Origin of the sequence: Pseudoalteromonas sp. SR44-5, assembly GCF_014163675.1 — a bacterium.
In the GTDB taxonomy this organism is placed as follows: Bacteria; Pseudomonadota; Gammaproteobacteria; order Enterobacterales; family Alteromonadaceae; genus Pseudoalteromonas; species Pseudoalteromonas rhizosphaerae.
Genome location: NZ_JACJDT010000032.1, coordinates 37,780 through 55,319, shown reverse-complemented (window position 1 = coordinate 55,319; position 17,540 = coordinate 37,780). Strand labels below are relative to the sequence as shown.

Annotated in this window: 20 protein-coding genes; 13 read left to right on the top strand and 7 right to left on the bottom strand. The window is 40.8% G+C overall.

Annotated elements, in window-relative coordinates:
* From H5154_RS15840 to rnm, 4 genes are all read right to left on the bottom strand, one after another.
* A partial coding sequence (locus tag H5154_RS15840) for a PepSY domain-containing protein (RefSeq protein ID WP_259398527.1) occupies positions 1 to 139 on the bottom strand: 139 nt, incomplete at its 3' end.
* Positions 140 to 192: 53 nt separating this feature from the next.
* Positions 193 to 1,026: a ScpA family protein gene (locus H5154_RS15835; protein ID WP_182718908.1), complete on the bottom strand. Its 834-nt coding sequence runs from the start codon at positions 1,024 to 1,026 to the stop codon at positions 193 to 195.
* A 15-nt stretch (positions 1,027 to 1,041) separates the two neighbouring features.
* Positions 1,042 to 1,662 carry an L-threonylcarbamoyladenylate synthase gene (locus H5154_RS15830; RefSeq protein ID WP_145233655.1) on the bottom strand — a complete coding sequence of 207 codons (621 nt, stop codon included), beginning with the start codon at positions 1,660 to 1,662 and terminating at the stop codon, positions 1,042 to 1,044.
* A complete protein-coding gene (gene rnm, locus H5154_RS15825) occupies positions 1,655 to 2,512 on the bottom strand; it encodes an RNase RNM (RefSeq protein ID WP_182718907.1) in 858 nt (285 codons plus the stop codon). The genes H5154_RS15830 and rnm overlap by 8 nt, the downstream gene beginning before the upstream one ends.
* Positions 2,513 to 2,935: 423 nt before the next feature.
* Here rnm and H5154_RS15820 point away from each other — a divergent pair, with 423 nt between their 5' ends.
* From H5154_RS15820 to trpA, 6 genes are read left to right on the top strand one after another with little or no spacing between them, the layout of a single operon-like run.
* A complete protein-coding gene (locus H5154_RS15820) occupies positions 2,936 to 4,504 on the top strand; it encodes an anthranilate synthase component 1 (RefSeq protein WP_182718906.1) in 1,569 nt (522 codons plus the stop codon).
* Between the two features lies 1 nt (position 4,505).
* Entirely contained in the window at positions 4,506 to 5,123 is a 618-nt protein-coding gene (locus H5154_RS15815; RefSeq protein WP_182718905.1) for an aminodeoxychorismate/anthranilate synthase component II, read from the top strand.
* Positions 5,124 to 5,176: 53 nt separating this feature from the next.
* On the top strand, positions 5,177 to 6,205 hold the full coding sequence (gene trpD, locus H5154_RS15810) for an anthranilate phosphoribosyltransferase (protein WP_259398526.1): 1,029 nt from the start codon (positions 5,177 to 5,179) through the stop codon (positions 6,203 to 6,205).
* Complete coding sequence (gene trpCF / locus H5154_RS15805) at positions 6,198 to 7,562, top strand: bifunctional indole-3-glycerol-phosphate synthase TrpC/phosphoribosylanthranilate isomerase TrpF (RefSeq protein ID WP_182718903.1); 1,365 nt, start codon at positions 6,198 to 6,200, stop codon at positions 7,560 to 7,562. Before trpD ends, trpCF begins: the two co-directional genes overlap by 8 nt.
* Positions 7,563 to 7,569: 7 nt before the next feature.
* Positions 7,570 to 8,754, top strand: coding sequence for a tryptophan synthase subunit beta (trpB, locus tag H5154_RS15800; RefSeq protein ID WP_145233645.1), 1,185 nt, complete (start codon positions 7,570 to 7,572; stop codon positions 8,752 to 8,754).
* Positions 8,751 to 9,581, top strand: a complete 831-nt coding sequence (gene trpA / locus H5154_RS15795; protein ID WP_149980999.1) for a tryptophan synthase subunit alpha — start codon at positions 8,751 to 8,753, stop codon at positions 9,579 to 9,581. The genes trpB and trpA overlap by 4 nt, the downstream gene beginning before the upstream one ends.
* A 60-nt stretch (positions 9,582 to 9,641) precedes the next feature.
* On the opposite strand, the gene H5154_RS15790 is transcribed toward trpA, so the two are convergent.
* Positions 9,642 to 9,911 (bottom strand): HU family DNA-binding protein, encoded by a 270-nt coding sequence (locus H5154_RS15790; protein ID WP_145233641.1) that lies wholly within the window; start codon positions 9,909 to 9,911, stop codon positions 9,642 to 9,644.
* Positions 9,912 to 10,085: 174 nt separating this feature from the next.
* On the opposite strand from H5154_RS15790, the gene H5154_RS15785 reads away from it, so the two are divergent.
* Both H5154_RS15785 and H5154_RS15780 read left to right on the top strand, forming a co-directional pair.
* A complete protein-coding gene (locus tag H5154_RS15785; protein ID WP_145233638.1) occupies positions 10,086 to 10,679 on the top strand; it encodes an inner membrane-spanning protein YciB in 594 nt (197 codons plus the stop codon).
* Positions 10,680 to 10,739: 60 nt separating this feature from the next.
* Positions 10,740 to 11,381, top strand: coding sequence for a CPBP family intramembrane glutamic endopeptidase (locus H5154_RS15780; RefSeq protein WP_145233636.1), 642 nt, complete (start codon positions 10,740 to 10,742; stop codon positions 11,379 to 11,381).
* A gap of 66 nt (positions 11,382 to 11,447) precedes the next feature.
* Here H5154_RS15780 and H5154_RS15775 read toward each other — a convergent pair whose 3' ends face one another.
* The gene (locus H5154_RS15775; RefSeq protein WP_182718902.1) at positions 11,448 to 12,872 is read right to left on the bottom strand and encodes a sodium-dependent transporter; all 1,425 of its coding nucleotides are present in this window, start codon (positions 12,870 to 12,872) and stop codon (positions 11,448 to 11,450) included.
* Positions 12,873 to 13,188: 316 nt separating this feature from the next.
* Between H5154_RS15775 and H5154_RS15770 the strand changes: the two genes are divergently transcribed.
* The 5 genes from H5154_RS15770 (at position 13,189) to H5154_RS15750 (ending at position 16,379) form a co-directional block, all read left to right on the top strand.
* On the top strand, positions 13,189 to 13,491 hold the full coding sequence (locus H5154_RS15770) for a YciI family protein (RefSeq protein WP_182718901.1): 303 nt from the start codon (positions 13,189 to 13,191) through the stop codon (positions 13,489 to 13,491).
* A gap of 218 nt (positions 13,492 to 13,709) precedes the next feature.
* Complete coding sequence (locus tag H5154_RS15765) at positions 13,710 to 13,973, top strand: PepSY domain-containing protein (RefSeq protein WP_145233630.1); 264 nt, start codon at positions 13,710 to 13,712, stop codon at positions 13,971 to 13,973.
* Positions 13,974 to 13,976: 3 nt separating this feature from the next.
* On the top strand, positions 13,977 to 14,651 hold the full coding sequence (locus H5154_RS15760) for a response regulator transcription factor (protein ID WP_058558569.1): 675 nt from the start codon (positions 13,977 to 13,979) through the stop codon (positions 14,649 to 14,651).
* On the top strand, positions 14,645 to 15,982 hold the full coding sequence (locus H5154_RS15755) for an ATP-binding protein (RefSeq protein ID WP_149980994.1): 1,338 nt from the start codon (positions 14,645 to 14,647) through the stop codon (positions 15,980 to 15,982). Before H5154_RS15760 ends, H5154_RS15755 begins: the two co-directional genes overlap by 7 nt.
* The gene (locus H5154_RS15750; protein ID WP_182718900.1) at positions 15,969 to 16,379 is read left to right on the top strand and encodes a hypothetical protein; all 411 of its coding nucleotides are present in this window, start codon (positions 15,969 to 15,971) and stop codon (positions 16,377 to 16,379) included. The genes H5154_RS15755 and H5154_RS15750 overlap by 14 nt, the downstream gene beginning before the upstream one ends.
* 12 nt (positions 16,380 to 16,391) lie before the next feature.
* Here H5154_RS15750 and H5154_RS15745 read toward each other — a convergent pair whose 3' ends face one another.
* On the bottom strand, positions 16,392 to 17,432 hold the full coding sequence (locus tag H5154_RS15745) for an AI-2E family transporter (protein ID WP_149980992.1): 1,041 nt from the start codon (positions 17,430 to 17,432) through the stop codon (positions 16,392 to 16,394).
* Positions 17,433 to 17,540: the final 108 nt, after the last annotated feature.

Genomic DNA, 17,540 nt, shown 5'->3' with positions numbered 1-17,540 from the left:
AATAGACTTGTTGTACAATAATCAACCCTGACAAAGTTATAACAAGAGTAAATGGTAGTAACACAACACCAGTTAAATTGTGCAGATCTAAATTAGCTCTGCTGAACTTACGAAATAAACGTAAATAGCAAGTTAGCAAGTTAGCAAGTTAGCAAGTTAATCAATGATAAACATCATCACCCTAATAATTGTTTAATTATTTTCAACCAAACCGATATAAATTTGTGTTGTAGGATCGACTTGCAAGCAAGTGATAAGGTTTTCTTTGATGAGCTCTAGCATAGCAATAAAGCTAACCACTACACCACTGCGGCCTTCGTCAAGAGTGAATAAGTCAGTGAAAGGAAGTTGCGTGCCGACTGTCGATAACTTTTGCAAAATTAAACTCATTCTTTCGCGAGTTGATAAAGCTTCAGCGGTTATTTGATGATGCTCAAAAGTTTTAGCTCGCGCCATCACATCACTGAGCGCAAATAGTAAATCTTTTAAATCAACATCCGGTAACAATTGAGCATGCTCGCTCTGCTCAGGCACTAATGCGTGGGCAATAAAAATATCACGGCCAACACGTGGAATATCATCAAGGTTCTGCGCAGCTAGCTTAAATTGTTCATACTCTTGTAAACGACGAACTAATTCAGCCCGTGGATCTTCTTCTTCCTCAAGCTCTTCATGTTTTGGCAGTAATAGTCGTGATTTTATTTGTGCAAGTAATGCCGCCATCACCAAATATTCACCAGCAAGCTCCAATTGAAACTCGGTCATCATTTCAACATAACGGACGTATTGTTCAGTAATGCTAAAAATCGACAATTCCAGAATATCTAACTTATGTTTTTTTATTAAATATAGTAATAAATCAAGTGGCCCTTCAAAGGTTTCTAAAATTACTTCTAGAGCGTCTGGCGGAATATACAAATCTTCCGGGGTATTCATTACTTCTTTGCCATGCAAAAAAGCCAGCGGCAACTTTTGTTGCGCCGGCTCTCGTATTTGAGCTACATCATCAGTATGTAGTTCGTTCATGGTTTATCGGCGTAGTTATTCAAATGGAGCTGTATCGCCACAGCCTACACGCAGCACCTCAACAGTATCTTCTGACAGGTCGATCACTGTGGTTGCTTGCTCAGCTAAATAGCCGCCATGAATAATTAAATCAACTTGATTACCTATGCGATCACGTATCTCGTCCGGATCAGACTCAGTAAACTGCTCACCGGGTAAAATTAATGAACACGACATCAATGGCTCACCTAACTCGGCTAACAATGCGCAGGTAATTGGATGTTCTATTACACGAATACCAATGGTTTTTTTCTTGTCGTTTAACAAACGTTTTGGTACTTCTTTAGTGCCTTTAAAGATAAACGTATAAGGCCCGGGTGTATTGTTTTTAATTAATCTAAACAGTTGGTTATCTACTCGTGCATAAGTAGAAAGCTCAGATAGATCACGACATACTAAGGTAAAGTTATGGTGTTTTTCAATACCACGGATGCGCTCAATACGCTCTTTTGCTTGTTTGTTACCTAAATTACAGCCTATTGCATAGCCTGAATCGGTTGGGTATACCACCACACCACCTTGTTTGATAATGTCGACCGCTTGATTAATTAAGCGTGGTTGTGGATTATCTGGATGAATATGAAAAAAATCACTCATTTAGTTCTCCTGTTTGCCCTTCCCAAGTTTGCCAAACGCCTTGGCAATCTTTTGGCAAATATAAGTTTTTTCCTAATTCTAGCCAACTAGTAGGAAAATGAAAATCAGATCCTTGCGAACACAGTAAATCGTATTCACGGCTCAATTCGCCTAAAAACTGTCGCTCAGTTGGTGCTTGTTGTGGTTGTGCAACTTCCATTGCATCGCCACCGGCATCTTTAAACTGACTCAATAATTTGCGCAGCCATTTATTTGACATTTGATAACGCCCAGGGTGGGCAATCACAGCAACGCCACCTGCGGCATGAATGGCGGCAATGGCGGTTTGCATATCACACCAATCGCTTGGTACGTAACCCGTTTTAGCGCGGCCAAGGTATTTTTTAAACACCCCAGGAATTGTGGTTGCAACGCCACGAGCAATAAGTGCTCTTGCATAATGTGCACGGGTAATTTGTGCATCTGCGGCAAGCTCTTGCGCTTGTTGATAAATGCCATCAAAGCCATTTTTCTCTAAACGGCGACCAATCTCGACAGCTCTATCAGCACGTTTTTGCTGTTGGATAGTCAATAAGCTGGTCAGTGTTGACTCGTTGATATCTACGTTTAATGCCACGATGTGGATCTCAAAACTTTCCCACTTAGTGGAAATTTCAACCCCTGATATCAAGGTTAATGGTAGAGATTCGCTTTCTATATATGCTTGTGCAGGTTTAACCGCAGCAGTGGTGTCGTGATCAGTGATCGCAAACACATCTATCTTTTTTTCAACTGCACGCAATAATAATTGCTCAACAGTTAATTGCCCGTCAGAATGTGTGGTATGACTGTGTAAATCGTATTTTATCAAAAGAGAAGACTGCTCTTATTAAATGTGCGAAAGTTGTTATTAAGTATAACAAAATTTTTTAATAAATTGTTTTAAATAAATACTTGACACTAACGCCGTTGATACGGTTTACTGTAGTCACTTGAGACACAAATAGAACTACAACAATGATCAATTCAATCCAAAACACTATCTGGTGGTGGCACTCGTAAATTATCGGGTGACGAATTGTCGTGTCTAACACATTCTAAACCCGCTTATTGCGGGTTTTTTTATATTTAAATTTTAGGGTAACAAACATGAATAACGTAGCAACTCTTACACATCATTGGTGGTGGCGCCTGGTATAGCGGGACGGTAATGGTCTATCTGAAACATAGGTATCGTTATTCAAACCCCGCATAGCTTAGCTTGCGGGGTTTTATTTTTTTGAGGGAATGAGGTTTGATTTTTAGTCATATAACAACAACGCCAGGTGAAGTTACTAGCATCACCGAAGTGCGAGAATATATACATAGCCCATTGGCACTATATGGATTGCTTGATAAAGATAATTCATTACTGTTAGAGTCAGCAGAAATTGATTCTAAAGACAGTGTCAAAAGTTTAATTTTGGTAGATTGTGCACTAAAAATAATCTGCACAGGTAAAACAGTCACAGTAACGGCGCAATCTAATAATGGTCAGCAATTACTGTCTTATTTACAAACTAAATTAGAAAACTGCCATACTCAATTAAACAAGCAAACTCTCAGCATCGAATATCAAGGTATCGATCATAATATTGATGAAGCCTCAAAGCTGATTGCCGATAATGCTTTTAGTGCCTTGCGCTGTTGTATAAATAGTATCAGCAGCACCACAAACAATCCATTTTCGTTATTTTTAGGCGGTGTGTTTGCTTACGACATGGTAGCCAACTTTGAACAACTGAGTGATGTACCAGATGGAGAAAATAGCTGTCCTGATTACGTATTTTATTTAGCTGAAACCTTAGTGGTAATTGATCACCAAGCTAAAACCACTGAGCTGATTGGTAACGTTTTTAATGGCCCTGATGTGCATGCAAACTGTTTTGAAGTGGGTAAAAAGCTCGAACGTTTAAATACCTTATGCGACCAAGCCGATAGCTATAGTGCGCAGCAAAGTGCTGGCAGCAGTGACGTCAGTGTTGATATTAGTGACGAGCTCTATTGCCAACAGGTCAATAGTTTGAAAAAACACATTGTCGATGGCGATATTTTTCAAGTTGTGCCATCGCGTACCTTCTCGTTAGCTTGCGCCAACCCACTACATGCCTACAGCCAACTAAAAAAACAAAATCCAAGCCCGTACATGTTTTATATGCGCGACAGTGAATTTGCGTTATTTGGTGCCTCTCCTGAGTCAGCTTTAAAGTTTTGCGCTACATCACAACAAGTTGAAGTATATCCAATTGCAGGAACTCGCCCGCGAGGAAAGTTTGCTAATGGCCAAATTAATCCAGATTTAGACAGTCGTATTGAACTGGAACTGCGCAACGACCAAAAAGAGCGTGCTGAGCATTTAATGTTGGTTGATTTAGCACGAAATGACGTAGCTCGTATCAGTGTCCCGGGAACTCGCCACGCAAAAGAGCTATTAAAGGTCGACCGTTATTCGCAAGTAATGCATTTAGTGTCACGCGTTGTTGGCACATTAAAACCTCAGCTGGATGCCCTACACGCTTACCAAGCCTGTATGAACATGGGCACTTTAGTTGGTGCGCCTAAAGTCAGCGCGGCAGAGTTGGTAAGGCAAACTGAAGGTAAGCGCCGTGGTAGTTACGGTGGTGCGGTAGGTTATTTAACCGGTGACGGCGCCATGGACAGTTGCATTGTTATTCGCTCGGCCTTTGTTAAAAATAATACCGCGTATGTACAAGCCGGTGCCGGAGTTGTGTTTGACTCAGACCCTCAATCTGAAGCCAATGAGACTCGTGCTAAAGCACAAGCGGTTATTACAGCCATTCAATCGACGTACCAAGGACACTAAAATGAGTGAAAACATCAACAACTTAACGGACTTAAAAATCTACTTTTTAGATAATTTTGATTCATTTAGTTATAACTTAGTCGATGAACTTTCTATGTTAGGCAGCGATTTAGTGGTATATCGTAACAACATAGACGCGCAGGTGATTTATGACAAAATGTGTGCGGAAACTAAACCAGTGATTTTAGTACTGTCGCCGGGCCCAGGCACCCCCACTGCGGCGGGCTGTTTAATGGCATTGATTGAACTATGCAAAGGCCGTTTTCCAATGTTGGGGATTTGCCTTGGTCAACAAGCACTAACACAAAGTTATGGCGGTATTATTGGCCATGCTGGAGAAACCGTACATGGTAAATCATCAATCATAGAGCTTGGTGAGCACCCAGTATTTGCAGGTATGGGTGAACGTATGCCTGTGGCACGTTATCATTCACTGATGGCCACGAAAGTACCCGACAGTGTTGCAGTGATAGCCCACTATGAGTCAATACCGATGGCAATTTATCATCGTGACGATAAAGCCCTTGGCTATCAATTTCATCCTGAGTCTATTTTGACGCCCAATGGCGCCGCGCTACTTCAACAAAGTATGCAATTTTTAGCCAGTGCACAGCAGTAGAGGATAGTATGTCAGTAAACCAACAATCAGCCAGTGAGGCGAGCATTGGCTCAATGATTGATGTGTTATTAACGCAAACATCATTAAGCTTTAGTCAAAGCCAACAGTTATTTGATGCCATTATGCAAGGCAAAGTAAATGACATCGAACTGGCAGCCATCTTAGTGGCACTGAAAATAAAAGGTGAAGTAAGCGACGAAATCGCAGGAGCTGCCGCATCAATGCGTGCTAATGCGATACCTTTTATTACTCACTTAACAAACCTTGTCGATAGTTGTGGCACTGGCGGCGATGGCTCAAACACTATTAATATTAGCACCACCGCCGCCATCGTTGCTGCAGCTTGCGGTATAAATATGGTCAAACACGGTAATCGCAGTGTTTCGAGCAACTCCGGCTCCGCTGATTTACTCAAAGCATTGGGCATCAATATAGACATGAAACCAGCACACGCGGCGCAGTGTTTAGAGCAAACCGGCTTTACGTTTTTGTTTGCTCCGCATTATCACAGCGGCGTACGCCATGCTATGGGTGTGCGAACGACCTTAAAAACCCGTACTATTTTTAATATTTTAGGGCCATTGGCAAATCCAGCAGCACCGGATGTGCAATTATTGGGGGTATATGATGAAAGTTTATGCTTAGCGATGGCACACACCTTAAAAACGTTAGGTACACCGCGCGCAATGGTCGTTCATGGCTCGGGTACCGATGAAATAGCCTTGCACGGTGAAACGACCGTCGCAGAGCTTAACAACGGAAAAATCAGCCAGTACACACTTACCCCTGCTGATTTTGGTCTTGCAAACTATTCACTTGAACAACTTGCCGGTGAAGGGCCAGAATATAACGCCAAGGCTAGCATGGCTATTTTAGCTGGTAACGGCACCGACGCGCACAATGCGGCCATTATTGTTAACGTTGCTGCGTTGCTTTATTTAACCAATAAAGCCGACGATTTTAAAAGTGCCGCGATGCAAGTTAAAGAGATTTTACAAAGCGGCCGTGCATTGAATACCTTAAATGCCATTGTCATAAGCAGTAATAAAGAATACGCAAACTCCGAGGTTAGTAATGGCTAATGTATTAGACAAAATAGTTACAGATAAAAAAATAGAGCTCATCGAACGCAAATCCAAGCGCCCTCTTGAGAGCTTTAAGCATCAAGCAATACCCACAAATCGTGATTTTTATAAAGCCCTTTCAGCGCCTGGCACTCAGTTTATTTTGGAATGCAAAAAGGCCTCGCCATCAAAAGGCCTTATTCGAGAGCCGTTTGATTTAGCCGAGATCACCCGTGTTTATAAAAACTACGCTAGCTGCATCAGTGTGTTAACCGATGAAAAATATTTTCAGGGTAGTTTTGATTATCTCGAATTTGTGCGCAGTCAAGTAGAGCAACCATTGATCTGTAAAGATTTCTTTATTGATGAATACCAAATTTATTTGGCCCGTATTTATGGCGGCGATGCTATTTTATTAATGTTGTCAGTACTCGATGATACGCAATATCAATCGCTTGAAAAAGTTGCAAAAAGCCTAAACATGGCAATCCTCACCGAAGTGAGTAACGAAGCTGAAGTACATAGAGCTCTTGCACTCAATGCGCAAATTATTGGTATTAATAACCGTGATTTACGTGATTTGAGCACAAACTTAGCTACCACAGAGGCACTAAGAAAGCTTATTCCTGATAACAAAGTGGTTATTTCAGAATCAGGTATTTACACACACCAAGATGTAAAACGCTTGGCCCCGTTGTGTAATGGCTTTTTAATCGGTAGTTCACTGATGGCTGAGCGTGATTTAGAGCGCGCTTGTCGAAGCGTAATTTTAGGTGAAAACAAAGTTTGTGGCTTAACCCGTAGCCAAGATGCCATTGCCGCTTATGAAAGTGGTGCCGTTTATGGGGGGCTAATTTTTGCACCTAAATCCCCTCGATTTGTTGATTTAGATTGTGCAAAACAAGTTATGCAAAGTGCCCCGCTTGCCTATGTAGGCGTATTTGTAAACGCAACAATCGCAGACGTTGTCAATCATGCTCAGAGCTTAAAGCTTGCAGCAGTGCAATTACATGGCCAAGAAGACGCAGTCTATATAAACGAACTGCGTCCTTTGCTACCAAGTAATTGCCAGATTTGGAAGGCGCAAGCTGTGAAGGATAGCTTGCCAGCACCTGTCAATGGCGTTGATCGCCACTTATACGATACTCACAGCGATACACAAGCTGGCGGTACCGGTAAGACCTTTGATTGGGCAATACTCAAAGAGACTAAGCAGCCATTTATGCTTGCTGGTGGCTTAAACCCAGAAAATATTCAAGGTGCATTATATCAAGGTGCGCATGGACTCGACCTAAATTCAGGGGTTGAGCAAAGCGCCGGTAAAAAATGCCCAAACAAATTAAATGATGCATTTATTAGCATCCGTAAATATTGAGGTCAATATGAATAATCCAGCTTATTTCGGCGAATTTGGCGGCATGTTTGTCCCAGAATTGCTAGTACCAGCACTTAAACAACTCGAAAACGAATTTAATAAATCGCAAACAGATCCGGCTTTTCAAGCTGAACTGGAAAAGTTACTTAATGAATATGCTGGCCGTCCTACGCCGCTGACATTAACGCGTAACTTAATTAAAAACCCAAAAGTAAAATTATACTTAAAGCGTGAAGACTTACTGCACGGTGGCGCGCACAAAACGAATCAGGTGTTAGGCCAAGCACTATTAACTCAACGCATGGGTAAAAAACAAGTTATTGCTGAAACAGGCGCAGGCCAACACGGCGTTGCAACGGCGCTTGCGTGTGCATTACTTGGTTTAAAATGCCGTATTTATATGGGCGCTAAAGACGTGGCACGCCAACAACCAAACGTATTTAGAATGAAACTAATGGGCGCTGAAGTGATCCCGGTTACTGCAGGCTCTGGCACATTAAAAGATGCCGTAAACGAAGCGCTTCGTGATTGGTCAGCAAATTATAAAGAAGCGCATTACTTACTTGGTACTGCTGCAGGTCCTCACCCATTCCCTACCATCGTTCGTGAGTTCCAAAAAGTGATTGGTGAAGAAGCGAAACAACAAGTATTAAAAGCTGAAGGTCGCCTCCCTGATGCGGTGCTTGCTTGTGTAGGCGGTGGCTCTAACGCCATTGGTATGTTTACAGATTTTATTGACGAGCCAAGTGTAAAACTCATTGGCGTAGAGCCCGCTGGCAAAGGGCTTGATACCCACGAGCACGGTGCAACAATCTGTAAAGGAACCAAAGGTATTTTGCACGGTACTTATACCTATATAATGCAAAATGATGATGGCCAGATTGAGGAATCATATTCTGTCTCAGCGGGTCTTGATTACCCAGCTGTTGGCCCACAACATGCGTTTTTACATGAAACTGGCCGTGCGCAATATGTGGGTATTACAGATACCGAAGCATTAGAAGCATTCCAATTACTGGCTAAAAACGAAGGGATTATTCCTGCGCTCGAATCAAGTCATGCACTAGCTTACGCACTGAAGTATGCAGAGCAGCAAACTGAAGAGTCAATTTTAGTAGTGAATCTAAGTGGTCGCGGCGACAAAGACTTATCACACGTTATGGATGTACTTTCTAAAGGGGATCAGTTATGAGCCAGACAGCAATTCAAAAAACAGACCGCTACGGTAAAATGTTCGCCCGTTTAAGCGAGCTAAATCAAGGTGCATTTGTGCCGTTTGTTACAATTGGCGATCCAAATAAAGAACTGAGCGTTGAAATAATCAAAAGCTTAATTGATGGCGGCGCTGATGGCTTAGAGCTGGGTATTCCATTTTCAGACCCAATAGCAGATGGCCCAGTTATTCAAGCTGCCAATATTCGCGCTCTTAAAGTAAATATAAATACCCAAGATTGCTTTGATATCATCAAACAAGTACGCCAGTACAATGCTGATATCCCAATTGGTTTATTGTTGTATTCGAACTTAGTTTTTAAACGCGGTTTAGAGGCTTTTTACCAAGATGCCAAAGCAGTTGGCGTTGACTCAATTCTAGTTGCAGATGTGCCGCTTCATGAATCTAAAATGTTTCGCAAAGCGGCAATGAGTAATGGCATTGACCCCATTTTTATAGCCACGCCTAACGCACCTGATGACACTTTACGCGAATGTGCCTCTTATGGCCGTGGTTATACTTATTTGCTATCTCGTGCGGGTGTAACAGGCACAGAAACTAAAGCACAAATGCCTGCGACATCAATTGTCACTAAACTAAAAGAATACCACAGCGCCCCTGCGTTATTAGGTTTTGGGATTTCAACCCCTGATGATGTAAAAGCAGCACTTAATGCCGGTGCAGCGGGTGCTATATCTGGCTCGGCGGTAGTGAAAATTATTGAAGCGAATCTCGATACCCCTCAAGCTATGCTCAGTGGTTTACAACAGTTCGTAGCGAGCATGAAAGCTGCAACTGCGCTGTAAATTCATACTTCGAAAATAAGAAAAGGGCCTGTTGCGGCCCTTTTCTGGTAATCAAACGCGTTAAAGACTCTCTTTCAACGCTTTTGCTGCTTTAAATACAGGCTTGTTAGCGCCTTCAATGTCTATTGCCTCTCCCGTTTGTGGGTTGCGTCCTGTACGTGCGGGATAATAACTTAACGCAAACGTGCCAAAGCCATTTACTTGCACTTGATCACCTTCTGATAATGATTTAGTGATGGCTGCAAGCATGCTTGATAAAGCCGCTTGAGAATCTTTTTTAGTTAATTCACTGTGTGCAGACATTGCACTAATCAGTTGTGCTTTATTCATAAAATGCTCCTAAAAATACCGCTTACTCAGTCACTGTTCAGCAGATTTTGGTAATGATTGAATACAAAGGCACGCAGGCTAAGGGTTAGTAACTACTAAGTCAACCTTGTAAACAACACAATAAGTTGATACAACCTCTGCAACTATTTTTGGTTTTAAATTTTTGGGCATTCTATGCATGCAATAATTGAGTTTATTCCGCTAATTTTATTTTTTGCGGTATTCAAGTTAGTTGATATTTACTGGGCAACGGCATTATTAATGGGCACCACTTTTCTGCAGGTCGCTTATTCTTATTTTAAAATAGGCAAAGTACCTACACGCCAATGGTTATTTTTTGCCATTGCAGTGATTTTAGGCACTCTTACGCTGGTGTTTCATGATGAACAATTTGTGAAGTGGAAAGCCACTATCATCTACGCTGTGCTCTCATTAAGCTTATTGATCAGTCGCTACTTTCTTGGTAAAAATTTAGTTAAACAAGCACTCAGTGCCATTTTAAATAATGCATCAGACTCTGAGCAAGAAATTACCGTACCTGAGTCGCTTTGGGATAAACTCAACATATTGTGGATAGCGATCACAGCGGGAATATCAGCGTTAAATATCTATATCGCTTATAACTTTTCTCTCGATTTTTGGGTTAACTTTAAAGTGTTTGGCTTAATGGGGATCACATTTGTCAGTCTTTTTGCCACTATCATCATGTTGTATAAATATTTACCCGATGAAGATGAGCCCAAAGTAGACAATAAAAAGCGCTCTTAATGTCATAAATATGTCGTCTTAGCTTGTTAGCCTAGTATACAAAATCACGCTGAGACGACCTTGAACGCCAATCAATACCGCTGGTTTGAATTTACCTTTATATTTGTATGCCTTCCTTTGCTGGGTTTTTACCTTCGTGCCTACCTTGCTAATTGGCTGATCCCCGCGTTAATCGTGTTAATGAGTGTCTGCGGTATGTTGCTGCTAGGCGATCCCCACTTTAAACGCTTTAGACTTACCAGCCTTGGTCAATTTTCCGCAGTGAAACGCCGACTGTTTAGTTTCTTTTTTATCGGCGCACTGTTTTCAGGGGTTTTTTACGGGATCATTAATCAAGGTAATTGGTTTATGCTGCCTCGAAACTCATTTAATGACTGGTTAATGTTACTCGCGTTCTATCCATTATTGTCAGTCATGCCGCAAGAGTTGATATTTCGAACTTATTTTTTTCATCGTTATAAACGCATCATGCCAAAAAAAACGGTGCGCATAATTGTTAGCGCCACAGTATTTGCTTTAGCGCATATTGTTTATGCTAATTGGGTGGCAGTACTACTGGCATTTATAGGCGGGTTATTATTTGCATTTACCTATGCTCAAAGCCGCTCCACGTTTGTCTGCGTTATCGAACACAGCTTATGGGGACTGTGGATGTTTACATTAGGAATAGGTCAGTACTTAGATTCGGCAACAATCTCTTAACTGAAAAAGCCGTGCTAATGATACTTAACACGGCTTAATTATGGGAAGCTCAATTAGTTGTATTAATTAAAAACCGAAAATGCTCATAGCAAAAAACTTAGTCGCTACGGTATTAATAAATATAACTACTAAAATTACCGGAATAAAGGTTGATAGCGAAAAATTAACGTATTTTTCAGTAAAGCTACCTGCATAGCCTGGACAACCTTGGCTTAGCTCTTCACTTAAACGTACTTTTTTCCAGCGATACATCACGAATAAACATACCATTAAACCATTCAATGGCAAGATAGTGTCGTAAAATACATCATACACAATATCAAATAAGCTTTTAGACGCTCCACCATAGTTAGTAAATGAAGTTAACCCTTCAACCATACCAAACGACATAGTACATAACACTGTCAGTACACCGATGCTACCAGTTAATATCAGTAACGCCATTTTACGACTTATGCCTTTACGGTCACTTAGCGTAGCTGTTGGCACCTCAACGATGGATACCAACGAGGTAATTGCAGCAAAAAATACCAGCAAGAAAAACACAAACGCAACAATTGATGCACCAACATAGCCAATATCAGTTTGTAGCGCGAGTAAAATCTTTGGTAAAAACTCAAAAATCATCGACACAGATGAGTCAGACAATTTAGTAGGATCAGTATCTGGGTTAAAACTAAAGATAGCTGGTAGCACCATAAGACCGGCAATAAACGCCACCAGTGAATCAGTCAGTGCAACCATTTTAGCACTGCCAACAATGTCATCCTTTTTCGAGATATATGAAGCGTAAGTCATCAATATACCCATACCCAACGACAATGAGAAAAACGCTTGCGCTAATGCACCATTCAAGACACTGGCATTCATCTTAGAAAAATCAGGGATAATATAGTACTTAACGCCAGCCATAGCATTGTCTAGCGTCAATACATACGCCACTAATGCGATTAGCAATACGAACAATGCGGGCATTAAAAACTTAGCTGCTTTTTCAATCCCTTGCTTAACACCACCGACTAAAATCAAATTAACAATTAATGCCACGGCTGCCATATACGCAAACACGCTGGAACTATTAATAAACACCCCAAAGCTTTTTGGATCAGCCAACACATCTAAGTTCCCAACCGCAACTTGGCTTAAGTAACCAAAAATCCAGACTGTAATAACCATGTAAAACACTGCAATCATAAACGGGGTTAATACTGCTAAAAAGCCAGCAAAACTCCACTTAGCATCATTACCTGATAATAACTTGTAAGAGCCTAGTGGATCTTTTTGTGCTTGGCGTCCCATTGCCATCTCTGCCATCATTACCGGCAAACAAATAAACACAACAAATAGCGCGTAAACGAGCAAAAATGCACCACCACCATTTTTTGTTGCTGAGACTGGAAAACCAACCAAGTTACCAATACCGACCGCAGAGCCAGCAGCTGCTAATATAAATCCGAGGCGGGAGCTAAAATGCTCACGAGTATCGCTCATTTAAAAACCTTATTATTATTTTGTACCATTCAAGCGACTCTACCAGTGTTGTGCTGGGCTTTTCAAGCAGATTCCACTTAAAAATATAATGATACTGTAAACCTTAGAGGTTGTTGTTCTTTTAAGATTAAAATTTGTTCAAGCTAACAGTGATTAAATCGCAGCATCAGTTTATAGCCTCGAAAGTTAACTAAAAACTGCGTAAAGCTTTCGCGCTTTAGTAAGACTCTAAACTAATCGCAATTTATTCGCCTATTAATTTTGCTGTGCTAATATCAGCATAATTCCAATAATATTGAAATCCAGAGAACACACCATGTTGTATATGATTTACTCAACTGATGTTGAAAATAGCTTAGAATTAAGAAAAGCCGCCCGCCCTGCTCATTTAGCACGCTTGCAAGAATTAGAGGAGCAAGGCCGATTACTGACAGCAGGTCCATTACCTGCCATTGATAGCGCCGAGCCAGCTGACGCTGGTTTTACTGGCTCTTTAGTGATTGCAGAATTTAGCTCATTAGAAGCGGCTCGCGAATGGGCTGCAGCAGATCCTTACGTAAACGGTGGCGTATATGAAAACTCACAAGTTAAACCGTTTAAGAAAGTTTTTCCTGGCTAAGTAAAACCAACAACCAAACTGGATTACACTGTTTAAATGAACCAGAATTTAATGCAATGGCTATAAGACTTAGAGCCAAATCACCACAATTCAGTGTTTGTTCACCGGATGTTAATTAAACTCTGTTGCATTGAATCATCAGATTTAGTGATTTTTCACTTGAATTATAGCTACTTGGTTCATTAAACTATTCAGGTCTGGTTTAGGAGTTTCTCATCATGCGTACTGTGTTAGCTCTCAGCGTCGCCATCACTGTGCTATTTTCGAGTGTTTTTTCGACTAGTAGCCAAGCTGCATCTCAAGTCAATAAAGCTGAGATCAATAAAAAACAAGCTGTTGAGCTTGCTAAAAAAGTCGAAGATGGTAAAACTCTTAAAATTACCGTACTTAACGATATTTATACTGTAAGAATATTAAAATCGGACGGCCATGTCGTCGACGTTCATGTCAATAAAAAGACCGGCGAAGTGAAGAAGGATTAAGAAATGCGAATTTTAGTAATTGAAGATGATTTACACTTAGCAGACAATCTGCGTAATGCATTAGAAAAAGAACGTTATAGTGTCGATCTCTGTCATGATGGCGAAGCTGGTTTATTTCACATCACAGAATATCCTCTTGATATGGCGGTAGTTGATTTAGGCTTACCAAAAATCGATGGTATTGAACTGATCAATAAAGCCCGTGCACAAGGGGTCACCATTCCAATCCTGATTTTAACAGCACGTGACCGTTGGCAAGATAAAGTTGAAGGACTTGATGCTGGTGCTGATGACTATTTAACTAAACCATTTCATGTTGAAGAGTTAATAGCGCGGTGTAATGCGTTAATTCGTCGTAGCGCAGGTAAAGCAAATCCTGAAATGACTGCTGGGCCTATTAAAATTCATACCCGCTCACAACAAGTGTGGGTTGATGACCGAGAACTAAGTCTCACCGCATACGAATACAAAGTGCTTGAGTATTTAATGGTTAATCCACAAAAAGTGATTTCTAAATCTGAGCTTACAGAGCACATATATGATCAAGACTTTGATTTAGATTCAAATGTAATCGAAGTATTCGTACTGCGCTTACGTAAAAAGCTTGACCCTGATGGTACTTTAAATCCAGTAGAAACACTACGCGGACGCGGTTACAGGCTTAAAAGTCAGTGGTAGCATCGCAAATACCGTTAAAAGTAAGGCAAGGATTTATCCTTGTCTTTGTTTTATTAGTCGCTTTACCTATCCTATTCTTCTCTATTGGTAAGGCGTACTACGCTTCATTAGTCGAAGCCACCGAAAAAACCCTCGAAGCCCATTTATATTCTTTAATTTCAGAAGTCGATTTTACTGAGCGCGGCATTATCATGCCCAGCACTATTTTAGCTCCTGAATTGAATCGTTTAAACTCTGATACTTATGCGATGATCTATCGTGAAGAGCAGCCTGTATGGCACTCTGAGTCGGCGGTAAATGTTAACTTTGTGCCTGACGAACTAGAAACCAAAGCAGGCGCTGCCGATTTTCGTCGTGTGGAATATAAAAATACCGTGTATTGGCAACTTAGTCTCACCGTCATTTTAAATAACATTGACCAGTCAGAGCATGCCCGCTTTATTTTATTAAAACGCAACGATGCTCTACTGCGGTTAATGGATGGTTTTAAACAAACCCTTGTAAACTGGATGTACGTCATGGGTGTAGCCATTGCAGCATTAATGGCTGTGGGCTTTGTCTGGAGCGCGCGGCCATTGCAACGCTTGGATAAAGAAATAAAAGCCATTGAGTCGGGTGATATTCAAGAAATTAAAGGACTTTATCCTGTTGAGCTGCAAACCATAAAAGCCGATTTAAATTTATTACTCGAAACTCAGCAACGCCAAAAAGAGCGCTATCGTGCGTCTTTAAGTGACTTAGCTCACGCACTTAAAACGCCACTGGCAGTATTAAAATCGAGCCCGCTTGCCAACGATGCCGATGCCCAAGAGCAGCTTGACCGTATAAATGTGATGATCGAACACCAATTAAAACGTGCTGCAACAGGTGCATCTGATACTTGGAAAAAACAAACAGCCATTAAGCCGGTGCTCGATTCAATCCTCAATGCAATGAGTAAAGTTTACCGCGATAAAGATATTATTTTTACCCATGCGGTTAAAGACAAAGATTACTTTTTAGGTGACAAAACTGATTTACTCGAACTACTCGGTAACTTAATTGATAACGCCTGTAAAGCTTGTCGTTCACAAGTCGATATCCAAGTCATTCAAAAACGCAATCTCACCATCGCTATTAGTGATGATGGGCCCGGTGTGCCGATTGATAAACGCGAATCCTTACTTACTCGAGGTACCCGCTTGGACACCTACGAAAGCGGGCATGGTGTCGGTATGGCGATTGTGTCAGATTTAGTAAAGTCGTATCACGGTACCCTGACTATTTTAGATGCTGATACCTTAGGCGGCGCGAAATTTATTTTAGAGTTTAACTATAATGATAAAAAATAGTCGGTTAACAACAATCTCAGCACTACTTTTAGCACTGAGTACAACAACGTTTGCAGCAGAAGAGCAATGTACTGTCGTTGAGCAAGCAACACCTGATGAAGCTAAAAAATATATTCAATGTTTAGATAAACAAATAGAAAGCTTAACCCGCATTCAACAAACCTGGATAAATAAAATCACTTTAGATTTAAATAAGATCCAAGAAGATAGCGGTAATACTCAGTTGCTACCAATCTTTAAACGTAGCATTATTAGTCATGATAAATACGTGGAAGACAGCTGTAAATGGCGTTATTTACACAAAGTACCTAACGCCACCCAAGCTGCTATTGTATATAAACGCTGTGAATTGCGTATGTTAGAGCAGCACATCACTTTATTAAAACAACCTATCTAACCACTACTGTGGCTATTTAGACGGTGACTCGATTTCTTCACCATTACCCAAAAGAGTCGCTAACCAACGTCCTTCATCACTGGTTTCTAGGGCAATTTTAACAATCATCGTCAGTGGCACCGATAACAACATACCTACAGTGCCAATCAGCCAGCCCCAAAAGATCAATGATAAAAATACCACTAAGGTCGACAACCCTAAACCTTTGCCCATGTACTTTGGTTCGACTATATTACCCATCACGGTATTAATAGTTAAATAACCTGCACCTACGATCCCTGCGACCAATGGGCCTTGTGTGATCAAAGCTAATAAAACAGCTGGGATAGCGGCAATAATAGAGCCAATATTAGGGATGTAATTAAACATAAATGCCATTACTCCCCATAACACGAAGTAGTCAACATTTAAGATCCACAGTAGTAGCCCGGCTAATACACCAGTACCAACACTCACCACTGTTTTGATCGCTAAATAAGAATTAATAGAATTTAAAAAACGGTCTATTTGCTGCATTTTCATATCAGGATCGTCTAATGCCATATGAATTTTATGACTAAGCATAGGCCCTTCAAAAAGCATAAATACCACAGTTAAAATAATTAAGAACAAATTTGCCATCACACCACCTAAGCCAGTCAGCATACCGGTGGCAACATCAATCATTTTTCCCGGGTCGAACATTGATATGACTTGCTCTTTATTGAGCAAAATATTGTACTTGGCAGCAACATCAACCAACCAAATAAACTCATCCTGTAACTTACTTTTATATTCAGGTAAATGCTGTGAAAAGTCAGTCAATGATTGCCCGACTAAGCTGGCAAGGCTAACCCCTAAGCCAACCACCATCAACATCACTAACATAATCGCGATGCCTTTAGGTATTTTGTAACGACCAAAAAAACTTAATAAAGGACTACAAATAATGGCAATAAATGCTGCAAGTACAAACGGAATGACAATTACACTTGCCGCTTTAATACCGGCTAAAGCAACCACCAACGCTGCAAAGATAACTAAACTTTTGTTTACCCCAGTTAAACTAGCCAAACTACAATCCTTTAAAATATAAACTGCAGCTAGTGTATGTGAAAAGTCTGTAGAATGAAATATTTGCAAAGTGATCAAAGCAGCCTACCCTACGTATAACCAATAAAT

Coding starts and splice junctions, on each gene's coding strand:
- H5154_RS15835 (WP_182718908.1), bottom strand. CDS start 1,026: ATGAACGAACTACATACTGATGATGTAGCTCAAATACGAGAGCCGGCG.
- H5154_RS15830 (WP_145233655.1), bottom strand. CDS start 1,662: ATGAGTGATTTTTTTCATATTCATCCAGATAATCCACAACCACGCTTA.
- H5154_RS15815 (WP_182718905.1), top strand. CDS start 4,506: ATGAGTGAAAACATCAACAACTTAACGGACTTAAAAATCTACTTTTTA.
- trpD (WP_259398526.1), top strand. CDS start 5,177: ATGATTGATGTGTTATTAACGCAAACATCATTAAGCTTTAGTCAAAGC.
- trpCF (WP_182718903.1), top strand. CDS start 6,198: ATGGCTAATGTATTAGACAAAATAGTTACAGATAAAAAAATAGAGCTC.
- trpB (WP_145233645.1), top strand. CDS start 7,570: ATGAATAATCCAGCTTATTTCGGCGAATTTGGCGGCATGTTTGTCCCA.
- trpA (WP_149980999.1), top strand. CDS start 8,751: ATGAGCCAGACAGCAATTCAAAAAACAGACCGCTACGGTAAAATGTTC.
- H5154_RS15790 (WP_145233641.1), bottom strand. CDS start 9,911: ATGAATAAAGCACAACTGATTAGTGCAATGTCTGCACACAGTGAATTA.
- H5154_RS15785 (WP_145233638.1), top strand. CDS start 10,086: ATGCATGCAATAATTGAGTTTATTCCGCTAATTTTATTTTTTGCGGTA.
- H5154_RS15775 (WP_182718902.1), bottom strand. CDS start 12,872: ATGAGCGATACTCGTGAGCATTTTAGCTCCCGCCTCGGATTTATATTA.
- H5154_RS15770 (WP_182718901.1), top strand. CDS start 13,189: ATGTTGTATATGATTTACTCAACTGATGTTGAAAATAGCTTAGAATTA.
- H5154_RS15765 (WP_145233630.1), top strand. CDS start 13,710: ATGCGTACTGTGTTAGCTCTCAGCGTCGCCATCACTGTGCTATTTTCG.
- H5154_RS15760 (WP_058558569.1), top strand. CDS start 13,977: ATGCGAATTTTAGTAATTGAAGATGATTTACACTTAGCAGACAATCTG.
- H5154_RS15750 (WP_182718900.1), top strand. CDS start 15,969: ATGATAAAAAATAGTCGGTTAACAACAATCTCAGCACTACTTTTAGCA.